Below are 19653 nucleotides of genomic sequence, written 5' to 3'. Positions count from 1 at the left end.
GATTCAGATGCCATAAATTCGGTTTCGAAGATATGGTGATTCTTATTGCTTGTGGATTACACAACTTTAGAATCAGTCACAAAATGAGTCATATAACAAATTAATCTATATAATGTCTAATGTCTGTTGTTCGTTCTTCTTGGATGGATTTATTAAAAGCATTTGCTATTTATCTTGTAATATTAGGACATATTATAAATAATTGCATAAAAGGTGGCTACTACCATCCATTAATAGGGATTATATATACTATTCACATTCCTTTATTTCTAATGATTAGTGGTTACTTTGTAAAAGATAAAACAATTAATATGTCTTTTATACTGTCTATTACACGAAAATTCATCATCCCATACACTACTTGGACTATCATTTTATCATTATTCTATTTAGGTATAAATAAAATAATAGACTTACCAATACACGACATCTTTTATACCTTTGTTAATGGTTGGCTAACTAATTTTCTTTGGTTCATAAAAGCTTATCTCATTACCTACTTATTATGGCAGTTTTTACAAAAAATGTCTAATTGGATGCGTTTGTATATAGGTTGCATTATACTCATATGCTTTAATCTCATTTTTATAGGTAACAAAATTATATCTGAACTTATGTCACTATCTTTATATACCTATTCTATTTTTGCCTTCAGTGCGTGTATCTCCCCCCCCTTAAAAAGCCTAAAAATTACATAAATTTACACAAAGCTATCAGTATCATATGCGTATTTCTATTTATTATATTTATTCCTTACTATACTACAAATAACAATTATTTTGAATCATTGTTCAATGTTCTATTTTATTCTAATAATTGGCATATTTTCATCATTAGATTTATAGGCGGAGTCAGTATTTCCATATTTCTCATGTCTTTAGGATATATAGCTAAATGTAATACGGCCACTAATTGTTTAAAATTATTTCAAAACATAGGACAAAATACACTATCTATTTATATGTTACAATCTTTACTTGTAGAAGCTGCCTTAAATAGATTTGTACAATTACCTAATAACCATATAGGATATATAACATCTATATTCATAGCCATATTTATGACATTTATATCATGGTATATAATAAAATGTACCACAAAGATAAAACTACTTGGAGTATTACTTTTTGGTAAATAATACATAATAATTATGAAATATAAAGTTGCACAGATTATACCTTATTTTGGCAAATGGCCAGAGTGGATCGAATTATATTTTTATTCATGTGGACAAAATCCTAACATAGATTTTATCATCTATACAGATTGTAAAATCCCCCAATACAGTTATCCAAATATAAAGTTTATTACAATAAGTTTTAAGAACTATTGCAAACTAGTCGAATGTAACCTCGGTGTAAACTACTCTATTGAAAGTAGCTATAAACTTACAGACCTAAAACCTTTTATAGGATATATACATCAAGAAGAATTAAGGAAATACGATTTTTGGGGATTTGGAGATTTAGATCTTGTATATGGAGACCTGTCCATGATAGTAAATGACAAGATATTAGAAAGATACGAATTAGTAACAACCCACAATTATCATATAGCCGGCCATTTTACTATTTGTAAAAATAATGAATATTGGCGTACATTATGCTTCAAAATAAAAAATTGGCAAAAACTACTAACAGATAAGCAGCATTATTCATTAGATGAAAATGCATGGTCTGGATTAGTAAATCCATATATTAAATACATTCATCGTATTTATCAATTACTCTTAAGACCATTTGGTATACATTATTTCACTGCACTTGATTTACTAAATCCTATTTTTACAAGAAAATGCCTATTCAGAGAATACTGGACAAGTCCACATGCAGATCCAGAAAATGGTACTGCAAAAGAATGGGTTTATGACCTAAAATATCACAAAATTTTTGATTATCGAAGCAGAGAGCTTCCTTATCTTCATTTTCTTTTCTTTAAGAAAACAGATTGGTTAGATACTCAATACTATTGGAAAGAAGGATATTGGAAAATTAATATGGGTGTACAAAATAATCTCCCCAATTATAGTTATAAAAAAATTATATTTAACCACAAAGAAGTGAAAGGTGAAAATTAATGTTATATCACACTATCTATTTTACCAATAAATAAAAATATATAGAATAAGAAACATCATGATACCTAAAATTATTCACTATTGTTGGTTCGGTAGAAATCAAATACCTGCCGAATACCAAAATTATGTAGATAGTTGGCAAAAATACATGCCAGATTTTAAAATCATTAAATGGGATGAAAATAATTTTAATCCTTATTGCACTAATTTTACAGCCGAAGCTTATGAAAAGAAAAAATATGCTTATGTCAGTGACTATGCCCGTTTAAAGATTCTCTATGAAAATGGAGGAGTATATTTTGATACAGATGTGGAAATGATTCGTCCCATTTATGATATATTAGAAAAAGGAGCATGGATGGCTTTTGAGAAGAATATCAATTCGCCACACGCAGCTATCAATGTAAATCCTGGATTGGGCTTTGCATGTGAAGCTGGGAATCCTATTATACGCCAAATCATGGACTATTATGAACACAATCATTATATTTTACCAGATGGAACTTTACAACAAATTCCTATTGTCCCTATAACCACCAATGTACTAAAAAAGCATGGATTAAAAATTTCAGAATCGCCGTTACAACTCAACGATATGACCATTTATCCTTGGGAATATTTTTGTCCGATAGAATACCTTTCCAATAAATGCGAAATAAGTAATAATACAAGAACTATTCATCACTATACAGCTACTTGGATGAGTTGGTCTGATAAATTAAAAATGAAGAAAGGGTATTGGGTAACTAAGCTAAAACGCATATTAAAACATGGATAAAAAAAATATTCTACACTTATCAATTGTGTGGGTTATTTATGGTGCTTTAATTAATCGATTTATATGGAACAATCAATTAATAACTCTAATACCAGACATTTTATTATTCACCCTTCTATTTCTAGATAAACCGCACAAAGGCCAATTTAACCTACAATCTTATGTAGGCAAAACAGTAGTATCAATTTTCTATTTTATATTAATATTAGGTATAATCTCTTCCTTCGTAAGTTCCACACCAATAGCTGCTACATTATGGGGAGCTAGGCAATTTTTTCGTTATGGTTTAATGGCCTATATGATTATGCTTTATTTTGGACCCAAAGATATAGTGTGGGGAAGAAAAATTCTTTATCAATCCATTTTATGGAATATGATTTTTGTAGTTATAGAATTAAGCTTAGGACAAACCGGAGATGCTATGGGAGGAACATTTAGTGGTAATGGAGAATTTGCGATCTATCTTATAGCTATTACTTTTATTTCTGAAATAGAATACTTTCAACATAGGTTATCTATACAAAAATTTATAATAATATTTGGTTTCTGTTTTATATCAGGTGTTTTGGCAGAAATCAAATTACTCTACATGTTATTACCTTTCACCCTATATAGCGGTTATGTACTATTCAAAAAATTCAATATAAAACAAGTTATAGTATTAATGGCAGCTTATTTTTTTCTAATACCAACTGTTAAATTTATGCTTTCATTTTACTATGATGAAAATTATATAGAGTCTACATTTGACAGTGAAGAAGTAAATAAATACCTTGAAAATGATTATGCACTTCAATCTGGAAAGACCCAATTATTGAGTTTTAATCGAAATACTTGTATAGAAAGAAGTTCAACTATTCTTTTCCAAGATCCCAAAGCTTTCTTAATAGGGAATGGTATAGGTTCATTAACACAATCACAACTATTTAAAACACCTTTGGCGGATGTATATCATCCAACTTATTATTTTTTTTTCACATTTTCGTATGTATTATTAGAGCTAGGATGGCTTGGTTTCATACTATTCATATCATTCTATGCTTGTATGGCTTATCGCTTTTATAGACACTATCGAAATGCCAAGGATATTGTCATTAAATATTGGTCATCAATCGGATTATTTATGACTTGTGTATCCTATATTTTCATGTGGTATAACGCTATACCATATTCGAATTATTATTTCACATTTATTCTTTTCGGTCTATGTTTCACTGGTATAAAAAAACGCAAACAAAAGCTTTTTATTAACAAATATGCAAGAAATGACATCTAAAGTATCCATTATAGTTCCCATATATAACGTTGAAAAATTTCTTAATCGATGTATAGATTCTCTCTTAAATCAAACTTTAAGAGAAATAGAAATTATTTTAATAGATGACGAATCACCAGATAATTGTCCGCAAATATGTGATGAATATGCACAACGTGATAATCGCATTAAAGTTATACATAAAACAAATGCAGGTTTAGGAATGGCTTGTAACAGCGGTATAGAAGTAGCGACCGGCGATTATATTGCTTTTTGTGATTCTGATGATTATGTAGACGGAATTATGTATGAAACTATGTACAAGACAGCAATAGAAGAACAAGCTGATATAGTATTTACAGGTATTCAAACAGTTGATCAAGAAGGGGTGATAACCCCGATGTCACAACCCGCAGAGAAAAAAAGTATTCATGATACTAAACAAATCAGACAATATCTACTAAACATGATTGCGTCAGAACCTTCTGCCAACAAAGATCGTGAAATCCCAATGTCTGCCAAAATAGCTTTATACAAACGTGAAATAATTGTTAAGCATAATTTACGATTCGAATCCGAACGTATATTCATTAGTGAAGACCTTATCTGGCATATTGATATATTATGTAATGTTAAATGTATTTGTTTATTACCACGAACCTTTTATTACTATTATAACAATACAAATTCTTTGTCCAAAAAAATACGAACAGATCGGTTTCCTTTCTTTCTAAAAATACGTGAAGAAATAATACAACGTACTAAAAAATATGGTTTAATTGATGAGGTTAATATACGTGTTGACCGTATGTTTATAGGTTATGTACGTTTCTATATTAAACAAATATGCTGTAGTAGTTTAACCTATGCAAAGAAAAAAAAGATAATCATGCTAATATGCAAAAATAATATTTGGAAAGATATATGGAATAATTATCCAATTTATCAAATGCCCAAAAGTCATTGTTTCATATTATATTTAATAAAATATAAAGCTGTTTTTTTTATGAACTTGATATTTAAGATAAAAAATATTTAAAATGACTTTGCAACAACGTAAATCCAATATAGAACTATTACGAATCATTGCCATGGGAATGATTGTAATATATCATATCTTTATACATGGAATTGCCCCAACAGAAATAGTACCTCAAACAATACTTTCAATATTATATATACCTGTGATATTTGGAGTAAACATATTTGTTATCATTTCCGGCTATTTTGGAATCCGGTTATCATGGAAATCTTTTTTATCGTTAATGTGGATTATAGCTTTCTATAAACTATTTCATTTATGTTGTGATACATTTTTTCTAAACATAGAACATCCAATATATGAATGGATACTCAAGCCATTCTGTGGCTTTGTATCAGGCGGAGGATGGTTTATTGATATTTATGTATTACTCATGCTTATTTCTCCTCTATTGAATAAATTATTATCTACTCTTAATCGACACGACTATTGGGCTGGTTTAGGAATATTATTACTATTCGATATAGGTTATGGTTTTTTTCTCAATAGACACTTTAACGCTTCCGGATACAGTCTCTTGCATTTCATTTTGCTTTATTATATTGGGAATTCATTACAAAAAAAACATATAATCAATCTATATAAACCAGGGGGGGGTATTTAATAACTTTATGTATCACATTGATACTATTTTATTTTTTACAAGATACACAATGGGGAATAAAATTAGCCACATCTTATTCTTCACCTCTTGTTTTAATTGGCTCTATTTATATATTTATATTCTTTGCCAATCTCCATATCAGTTATTGTCCTATCATCAATTTTATAGCCAGTTCTACACTACCTATCTATCTTATACATGATGCAGGAAATATCGCCAACTGGTATTATCAACAGATAGGTACATGGTTTAAAGAGTTATCGCTAATTAATTTTACTATTCATATAGCATTCTTTATAATACTCCTTTTCACCTTTGCTATATTAATAGACCAACCCCGTAAATGGATATGGAAATTATTACTAAATTATTTCAATACAATTTATAAAAAAGTATGAAAATATTATATATCGGTACACCGCATAATCACGATTTATGGAAAGAAGGTAAAAATCCCTCTCATTGGTTATATGGAGCATGTGAAATGGAAGAAGAAGGACATGAAGTAATATGGACACAAGAACGATACAACATATTTAATGATTTAAAATTAATCAAACAATATAATCCCGATATTATCTTTATTCCAAATCTCAATTTACAAGCCCATAAACTATTACTATTACTTGCTGCTTTCAACAGAATACAAATACCAATTTTTGCTTATTTACATCATGCACCAAATACAAGCAATAGGGCAAAACAAAGAGTTTATCAATTGCTACTAAAAGGAGTTAAACACTTGTTTTTTTTATCAGAACTAACAATGCAAGAAAGCATTGAAGGGCAATATATACAAAGAGAAAAATGCTCAGTACCAGGTTGGGGAGCTGATGAATCTTTTTTCTCTCGAATAAAACCACATGAGGGAAACACATTTATATCAACAGGAAAAGAGCAACGAGATTTCGAAACATTAATAGAAGCTTTCAAAAAGACAGGCGCACCATTAAAAATTATTACATGTAAAAGTCATGCTGGAAACAACTTTGAACAATTACCCGAACTATGTGAACAAATTCCTAATATTGAGGTAATAGTAACGGAAAACAGTAGTGATATTTATCCACAAATATTATCGGCTATGGCTAATGCCAAAGCACTAGTCTGCCCATTACGCAAAGACAAACTTAATTATTGTGTGGGACTTTCAACCATAACAGATGCAGAAGGATTACATAAACCATTAATAATAACTTATAATCCTTATCATTCGAAAGAAAGAGTGCAAAAATTTCATGTTGTAAATACAATAGATGACTGGATAAAAGCTATAAATGCAATCCAATCATCCCATTACCACGAGTCGACTTTAAATTTTAGTATGAAAAAATGCTATGAAAAAATGAGTGTTGTAATGTTTCACTAATAAACAACATAGGACAATATGAATAAAGTTCTTATTATAGCTACCTCACGAAAAACACGAGGTGGTATTACTGCTGTAATAAAAGCTCACGAAGTTGGTGAACAGTGGAAAAAGTTTCATTGCAAATGGATTGAAACACATATTGATAGAAATAGAAAAAGTAAACTATGGTATTTTATAAAAGGATTTTCTGAATTTTTATATTTTCTCCCATTTTGTAAATTAATACATATACACACAAGTGAGCCTCCTTCTGCTTTAAGAAAATGTGTGTTTATGTGGTGGGCTAAACTTTGGAGAAAAAAAGTAATAGTACATTTTCATGCCTTTTCACCAGAAACCACTATCAACAGTAAATATCAAAAAATTTATCATTATCTCTTTAATAAAGCAGATGTTGTCGTTGTTTTATCAGAAATGTGGAAAAACAATGTCAATCAAGTTTTTCAATTAGGAAATAAAGTACAAGTGATTTATAATCCATGTACCACTGAAATGCTTAGCAACAAGTATCAAAAGAAAAAACAAATACTTTATGCCGGAACCGTAAATGCTCGCAAAGGATATGCAGATATGATAAAAGCTTTCGCTCAAATATCTTCTTTATATCCAGATTGGCAAATAGTATTTGCCGGTAATGGAGAAATTGAAAAAGGAAAAACTTTAGCCCAAGAACTTGGCATTGAAAGACAAACAATTTTCCTCGGTTGGATAAATGGTTCTGCAAAAGATAAAGCCTTTAAAGAAGCCAGTATATTCTGTCTTCCGAGTTATGCAGAAGGGTTTCCTATGGCAGTATTAGATGCTTGGAGTTATGGGCTTCCTGTTATTACAACCCCAGTAGGAGGAATACCTGATATAGCCAAAGAAGGAAGTAATTTATTACTCTTTTCTCCTGGAGATATTGACGGTTTAGCAACACAAATAGAAAGACTTATCCGTGATAAAGACCTACGTGATAGACTTTCGCAGGAATCTATTCATTTGGCTAATACTACATTTAATATAAAAACCATAAATAAAGAAATTGAAACTCTCTATACGAAGCTCATATCATAAGATGATAGGATAAGTTAATGAAAAAAAAGATTATTGATATCATTCCTATTTCCACCACCCATGGTATCGGTGAGAAACAGATATTACTAAACAATCAGGAAACATCCACTCCCCTCACCCAAATTGCCGTAACCCGGTTAAAAGCCGGAGAAGCAGCAGAAGAGCACCTACACCCCACCATGGAAGAATTCTTCCTGTTTCAAAAAGGAGATGCAAGTATGACAGTTGGCAAGGAACAGATAACGTGTGGCAGTGGAGACTTTATCAGCATACCTGCCAATACCCTGCATTCTTTAAAAGCAATTACGGACATTGAAATCATAACCATAGGTTGTGCTATTCATTGATATAAACATACATTATCAAAATTTACTATTAAAGAGAGATGGAAAATCATATTGTAATCATGGCAGGCGGCATCGGAAGCCGATTCTGGCCGATGAGTACACCTGAATATCCCAAACAGTTTATTGATGTAATGGGATGCGGCAAGTCACTGATACAACTTACCGTAGAGCGATTTGCACCACTATGCCCAATGGAAAACTTTTGGGTAGTGACTAGCGAGAAATATACGGATATTGTAAAAGAACAGTTGCCCGATTTGCCCGAATGCAACATCCTGGCAGAACCGACTGCCCGCAATACAGCACCCTGCATTGCCTACGCCTGCTGGAAGATAAAGAAACAGCATCCACAGGCAAATATCGTAGTAACTCCGTCGGATGCGCTGGTGATAAACACCGGTGAATTTCAACGGGTAATGCGCTGCGCACTCGATTTTACCGCCACAAACAACTCCATTGTAACGATAGGCATCAAACCCAGCCGTCCGGAAACCGGATACGGCTATATACAGGCTGCAGAACAGATTAGCGGTACTGAAATATACAAGGTAGACGCCTTCAAAGAAAAGCCGGATGTGAAGACTGCCAAAGAATACGTAGCCCACGGCAGCTACTTTTGGAATGCCGGCATTTTTGTGTGGAACGTGGATACCATAACCGATGCCATACGCAAGTTTACTCCGGACCTGGCTGCTATTATGGACAAAATGAGCCGGGATTTCTACACAGCACAAGAGGCTGACACTGTAGAAAGACTCTTCCCTACCTGTGAGAAAATATCCATAGACTACGCTGTAATGGAGAAAGCGGAAAGCATCTATACACTGCCTGCTGAATTCGGCTGGAGTGATTTGGGCAGCTGGGGTTCGCTAAGAACCCTGCTACCGCAGGACGAACACGGAAATGCAGGTGTGGGGAATGACATCAGTCTGCACAACTGCCGTAACTGTATTATACACACTTCCGGAGAGAAACAAGTAGTAGTGGAAGGACTGGACGACTATATCATTGCCGAACGGAACGGTGCACTGCTGGTATGTAGCTTGAAAGAAGAACAAAATATTAAACGTTTTACCCTAAAACAAAATTAGTTATGAAAAGAAATTCTAAAATGTTTCTGTTTATAGTCATGCTACTATTAACAGGAAGCAGCTGTTTTTTAATGACCAGCTGTCAAAAAGATTATGACGGTCAATTGGAAATCATCCGTAATCAACTGAAAGCGGGAGAAAACAGTTATACCGAACTTAAAGAGCAGATAACCAGTCTTGAAGAGAGGGTTACTACTATCGAAAAGCAAATTGAGGATTTACAGAACGGAAACAATGGAGGCGGTTGCGATGTCGATTGCGAAGCACAGCTGAAAGAACTGAAAGAGGCATTGGAAACCGCCAAGGACGAACTGCAAGATAAGATTAATGATTTGAACGATAAAATAAAAGGACTGCAAGACCAGATAGATAACATAACCGGCAATCAAGGCATTACCGATGAGGAACTGGCTAAAAAGTTAACAGAACTGGAAAATAAATTCCAGGGACTGCTTGATACGCTGGAAAAAGATTTGACTGGCAAAATCAATACATTGGAAAACAATATCAACGATTTACAAAGTCAGATTGATGCATTGAAGGACAAGATCGATGAACTTGCCAATCGCATCAAAAAGATGGATATTATTCCAGATTTCAACAACCAAAGCGTTCTTCTGATACAAGATGGCAACAAGTATACCCTGAAAATTAATGTAAAAGTGATGCCTGCATCGGTAATAGATGAAATGATAGAGCAAAAAGATGTTATTTCAATAGACAGCCGAAAAGTGACTCCCGTGACACGAAGTGCGGAAGCAGGTCCGGAGTTTACCGTAGAAAAAGTAGAAAAATATGATGAAGCAACATTGACGGTAACAGCTTCTGCCACAGAAGTGGAAGGATTGCCAAGTTCTGGTGCCAAAGATTTAGCATGTCAGGTAGCCGTTGTATTCAATGAAAACGCAACAGACGGAAACAGTTGCCAGAGTGGATATTACGGAGTACGCTTCTCTCCTGGAAAAGTAGTGGATGGCAACAAGGATTATGATTTCTTTCAAGGTAATACTAAGGTAAATGTTGCCACTGGTCTGGACTTAAGCAACTTTAATGACATTACCTACCAACGTAACATCCTTGCTGATGTAGAAGACTTAGGAAACGAGTTGGTAGAAATCAAAGAGACACAAAAAATACTTAAAGGCGATGATGTAAAGGCAAGTCCCAAAAATGACGGAGCCCAAAAATTGAATGTAATATATTCTCTCGGAATTATTTATGATGAGAGTGGAAAACCCGCCAGTGATATGAACAGCTATATAGAAATAACAACTGACGGAAGAATACTCATGAAACAGCATCTGAATCCGGGAAATGGAATTACTTCCATTGAGGGATACAGAGTAATCGTACAGTTGCAGGCTAACCAAAATGGATATTTCTACGGAAAACCGGCATATGTCTGCATCGAACTGCTAAAAAAATAACTGATTCAGTCACTTAAAAAGTACAGTATTATGAAATTGTTACAGAATATAGCAGCCGCTTCATGCCTTATATTCTTATCCGGCATGAATGCTTCGGCTCAAGAAACAATAAAAGTGGATGATCCCTGGAAGGATTATCCCAGCAAAAAAGCTTTGTACAATGATTACTCACGGTGGAGCATAGGTATTAACGGCGGTGTTCCGTTTTTTGCAGGAGACTTCCGTTCCGTAACCAAAGGTAACGGTTATTGGGGCGGAATGGTAGGACTGCAAGGCGGATACCAGTTCAATCCGTTGTTCGGCATACGGCTGTCTGTGGACTATGCCGCCAACAAAGCCGGTTCGCGAGATTATGAAGACGACTTCATCCTCATGCCGAATGCGGAAACCTATTACAATGTAGATTTTCCGGAAGGAGCCAAATACTACAAAGAGCTGCGCAGTGACATCACAATGTGGAACTTCGGACTGAATTTTGAAGTGAATATGTTTAACCTGTTCCGACGCAGCGATGGCAATCGCCGGTGGGCATTACTGGTAGCTCCGGGTATATACATGCAGAAATTCTCAACCGAAGTGGAAGAAAAAGGCTGTGGAAACCGGTTTGCAGATAAGCTGAGCAATAAAGTCAATCTGGGACTGGGTGGAGATGTAGCATTGCGTTACCGCATCAACAAACATCTGGACGCCCAGTTGAAAGGCGGCATGATGTGGATTAACAACAACAAATTTGACGGCATCAAAACCATCTGTAACTGCAAGAGAAATACGATGTTTACCGCGCAAGTAGGTCTGGTATGGAAGATAGGTAATGGAAAGAGCGGAAAGAAAGACAACATCATGTACGCTCCGGGCTATCTGCCTATGTGGAAGCGCGCTACAAAGACAGTTACGAAAGTGGTGCACGATACTATCTACATCGAACAGAAAGTGCTTGAAAAATCTCCGGAAGTAGTGGTATGCAAAGGTTTCCCGAAAGACTTGCCCGCCGTGTACTTTGAACGCGGAAAGTGGAAACTGGATACGGACAAGTATGCACGCGAACTCTTCACCATTGCCAGAACACTGAAAGAGAATCCGGAAGTGCAGATTGACATTTACGGCTATGCCGACCATACAGGTGGAGAAGAGATAAACAAGAAGGTGACATTGAAACGTGCTGAAGCCTTGAAGAAATTCCTCGTGAAAGTGGGTATAGAACCCGAAAGACTGCATACGTATGGTCTGGGCAAGGATATGACCGTTGAAAAAGAACTGCGCTATACTGAAAAGGCACGCCGCAGTGAGGTGAAAGAGAGTAAACAAGCATCAAAAGGTTTATAATATAAATTATGTTGGAAAAAGACGCTAAGATTTTTGTAGCAGGCCATCACGGACTGGTGGGTTCCGCCATCTGGAACAACCTGCTGCAAAGAGGATATACTAATCTGACAGGCCGCTCCCACAAGGAGCTGGACCTGTTGGATGGAGTTGCTGTAAAGAAGTTCTTCGATGAAGAGAAACCGGATGCCGTGGTATTGGCTGCCGCCCATGTGGGCGGCATCATGGCCAATCTGCAATATAGAGCGGACTTCATCTACCGGAACTTACAGATACAGCAGAATGTGATTGGTGAAAGTTTCAGACACGGCGTGAAGAAGCTGCTCTTCCTGGGCAGTACCTGCATCTATCCGCGTGAAGCTCCGCAGCCGATGAAAGAGGAAGTGCTGCTGACATCGTCGTTGGAATATACCAATGAACCGTATGCCATTGCCAAGATTGCCGGACTGAAAATGTGCGAAAGCTTCAACCTGCAATACGGCACGAACTACATAGCGGTGATGCCTACCAACCTGTATGGACCCAACGACAACTTCCACCTGGAGAACAGCCATGTGCTGCCCGCCATGATACGTAAGATTTACCTTGCCAAATGCCTGAACGAAGGCAACTGGGATGCCGTACGCAAGGATATAGACCTGCGCCCGGTAGAGGGTGTGAACGGAAGCTGCACCGCTGAGGAGATACTGGCAAAGCTGGCAAAATTCGGTATTACGCCGGAAGCCGTTACGCTGTGGGGCACGGGCAAGCCGCTGCGCGAATTCCTCTGGAGCGAAGAAATGGCGGATGCCAGCGTACATGTGTTGCTGAACGTAGACTTCAAGGATACGTATGCCGCAGGTTCGAAAGAGATACGCAACTGCCACATCAACGTGGGAACCGGAAAAGAACTCAGCATCAGGGAAGTGGCGGAAAAAATCATGGCGGAAATCGGCTTCAAGGGCGAACTGAGATGGGATGCAAGCAAACCGGACGGCACGCTGCGCAAGCTGACGGATGTAACCAAACTGCACAATCTGGGATGGCATCATAAGGTGGAGATAGACGAAGGCATACACCGGTTGTACGAATGGTATCTGAAAGGTATCTGCATCAATCACCGGACAGATTGAGAAAAGCCAGGAAAAAGATGATAAATTTATACATTTTTCATTTTTTTCTTGGCTATCAAATACATTTGACTTAATTTTGCCGGAGAAACATTCCTTATATTATCTGCCTGTCCGTAACAATCGCTTATGTGACAGGCAGTAGCGTAGCGTACTCTACGGCAAATATTCCTTATCATACATGTTAAGACTGAAAACAATTTCACTGCTGGGACACCCGGGTGAACTTGACACGTTGCCGGAAGGCAAACTGCTGATTAACACCATCAATGCACATTCTTACAATACCGCACGGAAAGATGCCGCCTTTGCCGAAGCTCTGCTGAAAGGCGATGCGCTGATTCCGGACGGAGCGAGTATCGTACTGGCATTTAAACTGCTGCGGCATGAGAAGATAGAGCGCATTGCCGGATGGGACCTGTTTCAGTACGAAATGAAAAAACTGAACGCGAAAGGCGGTACTTGCTTCTTTTTGGGCAGTAGCGAAGGTACTTTACAGAAAATAAAGGCCAAAGCCGCCGGGTTGTATCCCAATATCCGGATAGAAACCTATTCCCCACCCTATAAAGCGGAATTCTCCGAAGAGGATAACCGCCGGATGATAGAAGCGGTGAACCGTGTAACGCCCGATTTGCTATGGGTGGGAATGACTGCCCCCAAACAGGAAAAGTGGGCATACGCACATCTGAAAGAATTGGATGTAAAAGGTCCGATCGGCACCATCGGCGCTGTGTTTGACTTCTTTGCGGGAAATATACAGCGCGCCCCCTTATGGTGGCAGGAACACAGCCTTGAATGGCTTTACCGGCTCATCAAGGAACCCAAGAGAATGTGGAAAAGATATATCATAGGCAATACTATCTTCCTGGGACACTTATTAAAAGAGAAAATATCAAATTAATAAAATACACAAAATGAAAAAAGTAGCATTAATTTCCGGTATTACCGGACAGGACGGTTCGTTCCTCGCAGAATTTTTGATTGACAAAGGTTATGAAGTTCACGGTATATTGCGCCGTTCATCTTCGTTCAATACCGGACGTATCGAACATCTGTACCTGGATGAATGGGTACGCGACATGAAGAAAGACCGCCTGGTGAACCTGCACTATGGAGATATGACGGACAGCAGCTCGCTCATCCGCATCATACAGCAGGTGCAGCCGGATGAAATTTATAATCTTGCCGCACAGAGCCACGTGAAAGTTTCGTTCGACGTACCCGAATATACGGCGGAAGCCGATGCGGTAGGTACGCTGCGTATGCTGGAAGCCGTGCGCATTTTGGGCATGGAGAAGAAGACAAGAATTTATCAGGCATCTACTTCGGAGCTGTTCGGTAAGGTGCAGGAAGTGCCGCAGAAAGAGACTACCCCGTTCTACCCGCGCAGTCCCTACGGCGTAGCCAAACAGTATGGTTTCTGGATTACGAAGAACTACCGCGAAAGCTATGACATGTATGCCGTGAACGGTATCCTCTTTAACCATGAGAGCGAACGCCGCGGCGAGACTTTCGTTACACGCAAGATTACATTGGCTGCCGCACGCATTGCACAGGGATTCCAGGACAAGCTGTATCTGGGTAATCTGGATGCACGCCGCGACTGGGGATATGCCAAAGACTATGTGGAATGTATGTGGCTTATCCTGCAACACGACAAACCGGAAGATTTCGTTATCGCCACCGGAGAGATGCATACCGTACGCGAGTTTGCTACACTTGCCTTTAAGGAAGCAGGCATAGAACTGCGCTGGGAAGGCGAAGGCGTGAACGAGAAAGGTATCGATGTGAAAACAGGAAAGGCAGTGGTGGAAGTGGATCCGAAATATTTCCGCCCCTGCGAAGTGGAACAACTGCTGGGTGACCCGACTAAAGCCAAGACGCTGCTGGGTTGGAACCCGACAAAGACCAGCTTCCCGGAACTTGTAAGAATCATGGTGGAACATGATATGAAGTTCGCGAAAAAGCTGTACCTGAAAGCCCAAATGGCAGAATAACAATTACTTCGAAATAATGAAACATTTTTTTAGTCTAAGACCTTGGATACTGGCAGCGGTAGTTCTTGCTTCGGCAGGGACTACCGTTGCCGCACAAGGCAAAATGGAGGCCTATCCGGCCAATGAGAAATGGTTTGTAAGCGGTTCGGTAGGAGCCGGAGTATACGTAGGCGACTATGACATGCATGCACAGTTCGGAAACCGCATTTCCATTACGGGTGACGTAAGCGGCGGTAAATGGATTACTCCCGTATTAGGCGCCAGATTGCAGATAAGCGGAATGCACGCTTCGGGCGAAGCCATGAACGGTAGAAGCGAATCATGGAATTTCATGATGTATCATGCCGACATCATGGTGGACGTGCTGAACTGGTGGTGCGGTGTGGACGAGGAACGTACATACAGCCTCATTCCGCTGGTGGGCGGCGGTGTGGCCAACGCTCCCGGACTGAATACCACCACAGGTGTGCTTACCGTAGGTGTACTGAACCGCTTTAAGGTATCGGAACATCTGGACATCAATGTCGAGCTAAAAGGTAATCTCGTAGGGGACAAGCTGGACGGATGCGCCAGCGGAAAGAAAGGTGAAGGTGCGGTAGCACTGACTGCCGGACTGACCTACAACTTCTGATATACAGAATATAGAACTAAACATTGACAACTGATGACAAATAGGACAAAGGTACTGTTTCTGTTTCTGGCGATGCTGGGCGCGATAAACGTCCGAGCATACGCCCAACAGAAAACCTCCGAAAAGATTTCGCCCAAAGAACGGTGGGCGTTTGAAACCAATGCAATGGACTGGCTGTTGCTGTTGCCGAATGCCAAAGTGGAATTTGACCTTTCAAGTTCTACCGACAACCGGTGGGTAGTGGGCATAGGCGCCAAATGGAACGGCAATGCCAAAATCAGTATGAACGAACGCATACAGATGAAAATCAACGATTACAGACTGGAAGTGAAAAGATATGCCAAACCTTCCTTTACCGTAAAGACAGGACAGTCCAAGATTCCCAAATTCTGGCGTACCTACTACTGGGGCTTCTATGCCGGATACAGCAAGTTTGCCGGAGCATGGGGAAAAGGCATCGCCGGCGATATGTTCCATGCCGGACTGACCGGCGGATGGCAGCTGCCCGTATACAAATGCAAACAGGGCGCAATAGACCTGGACCTGGGTCTGAGTGTGGGAGCAGCCTATGCCGAATATGACAAATATAAATATGAAGATAACCACCTGATACGTACAAAGAGCAGAGACAGGCATTTCCTGCCCTACCCCGTAGTGAGCGATATACGCGTAGGATTCGTGTACCGCTTCAGCTCTATCAGAAACAAGTACAGTCAGAGACAAAAATAAGAGATTCGTATGACAAAAGATTGTAAAAAGAAAAGTATATGGGCGAGGCTGATAGTGATAGCTGTACTGGCATGCACGGCAAGTAATGCGCAGGCACAGCTCATTGCCGGAAGAACAAACGCACTGCTTTGGGGAAACCTGACTCCGAACTTCTCGCTAGAACTGGTGACATCGAACCGGACCAGCGTTATGGCAGGAGCTTTCTACAGCCTTGACCAGAACCCGCTGGATTGCAGCATCAAAGGTGCGGAAGCGCAAGTGAGATACTGGGTGAGCGGACGGGCAATGGTGCAGAGCTTCATAGGCCTGGGCATACAGGGCATGAGGTATGACGCCACGTTCTCGGATACACACCACTTCGGCGATGCCGTAGGCCCGGGAATGGTGTACGGATATGTACTGCCGCTGGGCAAACGCTTCAACATAGAATTCAGCGCCGGAATATCACTGATGTGGTACAGGGAGAAACGCTACGAGAAGGGATTGCCGGCACCGGGAGACTACAACACCACCGGACACAAGGTGATGCCCATGGGACTGGGAATTTCGTGTACTTACATTTTTAAATAATACGGAGAATGATTACTGAAAGATTGAAAATATGGATCCTGCTTCTGGTTGTGGCGGGATGCGGTACCGGCACTGCCTGGGCGCAGAAAATGGTGAAGGTATCGGGTACCGTATATAACATTGCCGAAAACCGGAAAGTGCCTTTCTCGGACGTGACGGTGGATGTGTATGCCGCCAAGACCGTAGCCGTGGGCGAGGATATGAAGAAGATACTGGACAGCAACGACCAGGAGAAAACATTGCTGCTGGACCAGGAAGGGAAAACGACCACCGACGAGAACGGGTATTATGAGATACTGGTTCCGGACAACGGTGCGCTGATTTTCAAAGTGGGACTCTCGCCCTCGGTATTGAAGGAAGTGAGACATCAGATGAAAATAGATGTGAGCATCGACGAAGGAGTGATGCTGGAGAGTGTGACCGTAACCGCCATGCGGCTGGTTCTGAAACCGGAGCCGACAGCACCGAAGATGATCGGAAACATGCTGATTCCGTACAATACCTTCAAACTGCCTCCTTACTTCGGCAACCGCTTCTCGCGACTGATTATACAGCCGTACGTACTGGACTGCGAAACGAACGATACGGTGACCTTTGCACGCCCGTCCGTATACGACGGCAAGGAATATGCCCTGACGCAGGAACGCAAAATGGGCTATGACATGGACCGTGACCCGCTGCGTCCGTACATCAAAGCGGAAGCGCTGACTACAAGGGCCATGAACCTGGACTGGACGGATACCATCATTGTGCCCGACCCCAACCGGAACTACAGTTGCTTTGCCATCGTGAACCTGGAAGATTACAGCGCGTCGAACTCCAGAACATACCAAATCAATACGTGTCAGACCAAACGCCCGATGAAGTTCCTGCAATACAACCTCTTCTCGGAGCAGATGGATCCGTTGCAGCACAAGGAAAGGGCGCAGATAGAGAAAAGAAATACATCGGACAAGATACAACTGTCTTTCCTCATCAACTCCGACCAACTGACGGACACACCCGAAAATGCGCAAAGCCTTGCCATGCTGAGAAACAAGCTGAAAGAGATAGCCGAATCTCCGGGTACGGTATTGAAGGAGTTCCACGTAATAGGTACGGCTTCTCCGGACGGTCATTACAACAGTAACCTGAACCTTGCCGAAAGACGTGTACGAAAGATAGAACAGGAAATTACATCTGCACTGCCACGATATATTCTGGAGCGTGTTTACCGCAACCCGCATGCCGAAGTGGCTTCGTGGGAAGAAGTGGTGAAACTGCTGGAACGCGACGGCAAAAGTACGGAAGCCGGCAAGGTGAAAGAAATTCTGGCAAAGAACAAAGGCATAGAGGCACAAGGCCGAGCGCTGAAACAGCTTGACTGGTATCCCACCGTCATCGTGCCTTATCTGGACGAACTGCGCGTGGTGAACTATAACTGCCTTTATGAGGTGTACCGTGAACCGACTGACGAGGAAGTTATGGCACTGTACAAAGAAAAAGGTCTGAAAGGTGATTACACACGCTATGAATACTGGAAGCTGTTCCAACTGATAACCGATAAAAAGGAACTGGAAGCTCTGTACCGCCGCGCCTACGAGGAATCACTGGAACAAAAGCATCCGTGGGCGCTTGCCGGCAACAACCTGGCGGCTTCTTACCTGGAGAGGGATACCGTGGATACTTCCATACTGGAACCGCTGATAGACCTGAGCATCCACTCCACCGACTATTCGCGCATGAATGCCGACGGAAGCCGTACGGAAATCGTGAACCGGCTGGAAGTGGTGACCAACCAACTGTGCATGTACATCAAGAAGGGAGACTTCGAGCACGCCAGCGTATTGGTGAAGATTCTGCCGGAGGACAGCAAATTCGACCTGCTGAAAGCCTATACATGGGCTTTGGGCGGCTACTTCCAGGGCGGAACGACTCCGGAAGAAAAAGAACGTGCACAAAAGACTTTTGAAACCATCAAGGCTTCATCTCCTCAGAACGAAGTGGTGATGTACATGGCGCTGGATAACCGCGCCGGCAACGCCGCTGCCAAGGCTTCGCTTGCCAAACTGCCGCAGGACAGCGCACTGACCTGGTACTTCAAAGCGACCTTGTCTGCCAGAGAGGGTGAGATAGAGTTCATGAATACGGTGACTGCCCTGTCCGAATGTTTCAAACGCGACAAGAGCTTCGTGGCTACCGCACAGAACGACGGTGAATTTAACGAGGATATCATACAGGCAGCTATGGATATGTCTAACCTATAACC

At 40.1% G+C, this 19653-nt stretch carries 20 protein-coding genes; all 20 read left to right on the top strand.

What is annotated here, in order from left to right; translation table 11 throughout:
• Nucleotides 1-119 precede the first annotated feature (119 nt).
• Nucleotides 120-698 (top strand): acyltransferase family protein, encoded by a 579-nt coding sequence (locus H8S52_RS20180; RefSeq protein ID WP_222620326.1) that lies wholly within the window; start codon nt 120-122, stop codon nt 696-698.
• Nucleotides 659-1138: a DUF418 domain-containing protein gene (locus tag H8S52_RS20175; RefSeq protein ID WP_186910091.1), complete on the top strand. Its 480-nt coding sequence runs from the start codon at nt 659-661 to the stop codon at nt 1136-1138. The genes H8S52_RS20180 and H8S52_RS20175 overlap by 40 nt, the downstream gene beginning before the upstream one ends.
• A gap of 12 nt (nt 1139-1150) precedes the next feature.
• Nucleotides 1151-2077 carry a DUF6625 family protein gene (locus tag H8S52_RS14350; protein ID WP_186910090.1) on the top strand — a complete coding sequence of 309 codons (927 nt, stop codon included), beginning with the start codon at nt 1151-1153 and terminating at the stop codon, nt 2075-2077.
• 58 nt (nt 2078-2135) lie between these two features.
• On the top strand, nt 2136-2855 hold the full coding sequence (locus tag H8S52_RS14345) for a glycosyltransferase family 32 protein (RefSeq protein WP_186910089.1): 720 nt from the start codon (nt 2136-2138) through the stop codon (nt 2853-2855).
• Complete coding sequence (locus tag H8S52_RS14340; RefSeq protein ID WP_186910088.1) at nt 2848-4131, top strand: hypothetical protein; 1284 nt, start codon at nt 2848-2850, stop codon at nt 4129-4131. Before H8S52_RS14345 ends, H8S52_RS14340 begins: the two co-directional genes overlap by 8 nt.
• Nucleotides 4112-5149, top strand: coding sequence for a glycosyltransferase (locus H8S52_RS14335; RefSeq protein WP_186910087.1), 1038 nt, complete (start codon nt 4112-4114; stop codon nt 5147-5149). The genes H8S52_RS14340 and H8S52_RS14335 overlap by 20 nt, the downstream gene beginning before the upstream one ends.
• Before the next feature lies 1 nt (nt 5150).
• The gene (locus H8S52_RS14330) at nt 5151-5756 is read left to right on the top strand and encodes an acyltransferase family protein (protein ID WP_186910086.1); all 606 of its coding nucleotides are present in this window, start codon (nt 5151-5153) and stop codon (nt 5754-5756) included.
• Nucleotides 5757-6150: 394 nt separating this feature from the next.
• A complete protein-coding gene (locus H8S52_RS14325; protein ID WP_186910085.1) occupies nt 6151-7125 on the top strand; it encodes a hypothetical protein in 975 nt (324 codons plus the stop codon).
• Between the two features lie 18 nt (nt 7126-7143).
• On the top strand, nt 7144-8184 hold the full coding sequence (locus H8S52_RS14320; protein ID WP_186910084.1) for a glycosyltransferase family 4 protein: 1041 nt from the start codon (nt 7144-7146) through the stop codon (nt 8182-8184).
• A 17-nt stretch (nt 8185-8201) separates the two neighbouring features.
• The gene (locus H8S52_RS14315) at nt 8202-8531 is read left to right on the top strand and encodes a cupin domain-containing protein (RefSeq protein WP_186910083.1); all 330 of its coding nucleotides are present in this window, start codon (nt 8202-8204) and stop codon (nt 8529-8531) included.
• Nucleotides 8532-8569: 38 nt separating this feature from the next.
• Complete coding sequence (locus H8S52_RS14310; protein ID WP_186910082.1) at nt 8570-9622, top strand: mannose-1-phosphate guanylyltransferase; 1053 nt, start codon at nt 8570-8572, stop codon at nt 9620-9622.
• A 71-nt stretch (nt 9623-9693) separates the two neighbouring features.
• On the top strand, nt 9694-11049 hold the full coding sequence (locus H8S52_RS14305; protein ID WP_186910081.1) for a hypothetical protein: 1356 nt from the start codon (nt 9694-9696) through the stop codon (nt 11047-11049).
• Nucleotides 11050-11079: 30 nt separating this feature from the next.
• Nucleotides 11080-12372 carry an OmpA family protein gene (locus tag H8S52_RS14300; RefSeq protein WP_186910080.1) on the top strand — a complete coding sequence of 431 codons (1293 nt, stop codon included), beginning with the start codon at nt 11080-11082 and terminating at the stop codon, nt 12370-12372.
• A gap of 8 nt (nt 12373-12380) precedes the next feature.
• Nucleotides 12381-13481: a GDP-L-fucose synthase gene (locus H8S52_RS14295; RefSeq protein ID WP_186910079.1), complete on the top strand. Its 1101-nt coding sequence runs from the start codon at nt 12381-12383 to the stop codon at nt 13479-13481.
• 178 nt (nt 13482-13659) lie between these two features.
• Nucleotides 13660-14379 (top strand): WecB/TagA/CpsF family glycosyltransferase, encoded by a 720-nt coding sequence (locus tag H8S52_RS14290; RefSeq protein ID WP_060385153.1) that lies wholly within the window; start codon nt 13660-13662, stop codon nt 14377-14379.
• Between the two features lie 13 nt (nt 14380-14392).
• Nucleotides 14393-15475 (top strand): GDP-mannose 4,6-dehydratase, encoded by a 1083-nt coding sequence (gmd, locus tag H8S52_RS14285; RefSeq protein ID WP_060385154.1) that lies wholly within the window; start codon nt 14393-14395, stop codon nt 15473-15475.
• Nucleotides 15476-15491: 16 nt separating this feature from the next.
• Nucleotides 15492-16106: a hypothetical protein gene (locus tag H8S52_RS14280; protein WP_186910078.1), complete on the top strand. Its 615-nt coding sequence runs from the start codon at nt 15492-15494 to the stop codon at nt 16104-16106.
• 33 nt (nt 16107-16139) lie between these two features.
• Nucleotides 16140-16835 carry a DUF3575 domain-containing protein gene (locus H8S52_RS14275; RefSeq protein WP_186910077.1) on the top strand — a complete coding sequence of 232 codons (696 nt, stop codon included), beginning with the start codon at nt 16140-16142 and terminating at the stop codon, nt 16833-16835.
• A gap of 9 nt (nt 16836-16844) precedes the next feature.
• Nucleotides 16845-17405 (top strand): DUF3575 domain-containing protein, encoded by a 561-nt coding sequence (locus H8S52_RS14270; RefSeq protein ID WP_060385156.1) that lies wholly within the window; start codon nt 16845-16847, stop codon nt 17403-17405.
• A gap of 8 nt (nt 17406-17413) precedes the next feature.
• The gene (locus H8S52_RS14265; protein ID WP_186910076.1) at nt 17414-19651 is read left to right on the top strand and encodes a hypothetical protein; all 2238 of its coding nucleotides are present in this window, start codon (nt 17414-17416) and stop codon (nt 19649-19651) included.
• Nucleotides 19652-19653 lie beyond the last annotated feature (2 nt).

Source organism: Bacteroides sp. NSJ-48 (assembly GCF_014287405.1).
Classification (GTDB): Bacteria; Bacteroidota; Bacteroidia; order Bacteroidales; family Bacteroidaceae; genus Bacteroides; species Bacteroides stercoris.
Note: the sequence above shows the minus strand (reverse complement) of the source record. Positions and strands in the feature narration are given on the sequence as shown.

Coding starts and splice junctions, on each gene's coding strand:
- H8S52_RS14310 (WP_186910082.1), top strand. CDS start 8,570: ATGGAAAATCATATTGTAATCATGGCAGGCGGCATCGGAAGCCGATTC.
- H8S52_RS14320 (WP_186910084.1), top strand. CDS start 7,144: ATGAATAAAGTTCTTATTATAGCTACCTCACGAAAAACACGAGGTGGT.
- H8S52_RS14340 (WP_186910088.1), top strand. CDS start 2,848: ATGGATAAAAAAAATATTCTACACTTATCAATTGTGTGGGTTATTTAT.
- H8S52_RS14280 (WP_186910078.1), top strand. CDS start 15,492: ATGAAACATTTTTTTAGTCTAAGACCTTGGATACTGGCAGCGGTAGTT.
- H8S52_RS14295 (WP_186910079.1), top strand. CDS start 12,381: ATGTTGGAAAAAGACGCTAAGATTTTTGTAGCAGGCCATCACGGACTG.
- H8S52_RS14330 (WP_186910086.1), top strand. CDS start 5,151: ATGACTTTGCAACAACGTAAATCCAATATAGAACTATTACGAATCATT.
- H8S52_RS14335 (WP_186910087.1), top strand. CDS start 4,112: ATGCAAGAAATGACATCTAAAGTATCCATTATAGTTCCCATATATAAC.
- H8S52_RS14270 (WP_060385156.1), top strand. CDS start 16,845: ATGACAAAAGATTGTAAAAAGAAAAGTATATGGGCGAGGCTGATAGTG.
- H8S52_RS14315 (WP_186910083.1), top strand. CDS start 8,202: ATGAAAAAAAAGATTATTGATATCATTCCTATTTCCACCACCCATGGT.
- H8S52_RS14300 (WP_186910080.1), top strand. CDS start 11,080: ATGAAATTGTTACAGAATATAGCAGCCGCTTCATGCCTTATATTCTTA.
- H8S52_RS14305 (WP_186910081.1), top strand. CDS start 9,694: ATGACCAGCTGTCAAAAAGATTATGACGGTCAATTGGAAATCATCCGT.
- H8S52_RS14350 (WP_186910090.1), top strand. CDS start 1,151: ATGAAATATAAAGTTGCACAGATTATACCTTATTTTGGCAAATGGCCA.
- H8S52_RS20180 (WP_222620326.1), top strand. CDS start 120: ATGTCTGTTGTTCGTTCTTCTTGGATGGATTTATTAAAAGCATTTGCT.
- H8S52_RS14325 (WP_186910085.1), top strand. CDS start 6,151: ATGAAAATATTATATATCGGTACACCGCATAATCACGATTTATGGAAA.
- gmd (WP_060385154.1), top strand. CDS start 14,393: ATGAAAAAAGTAGCATTAATTTCCGGTATTACCGGACAGGACGGTTCG.
- H8S52_RS14275 (WP_186910077.1), top strand. CDS start 16,140: ATGACAAATAGGACAAAGGTACTGTTTCTGTTTCTGGCGATGCTGGGC.
- H8S52_RS14290 (WP_060385153.1), top strand. CDS start 13,660: ATGTTAAGACTGAAAACAATTTCACTGCTGGGACACCCGGGTGAACTT.
- H8S52_RS14265 (WP_186910076.1), top strand. CDS start 17,414: ATGATTACTGAAAGATTGAAAATATGGATCCTGCTTCTGGTTGTGGCG.
- H8S52_RS14345 (WP_186910089.1), top strand. CDS start 2,136: ATGATACCTAAAATTATTCACTATTGTTGGTTCGGTAGAAATCAAATA.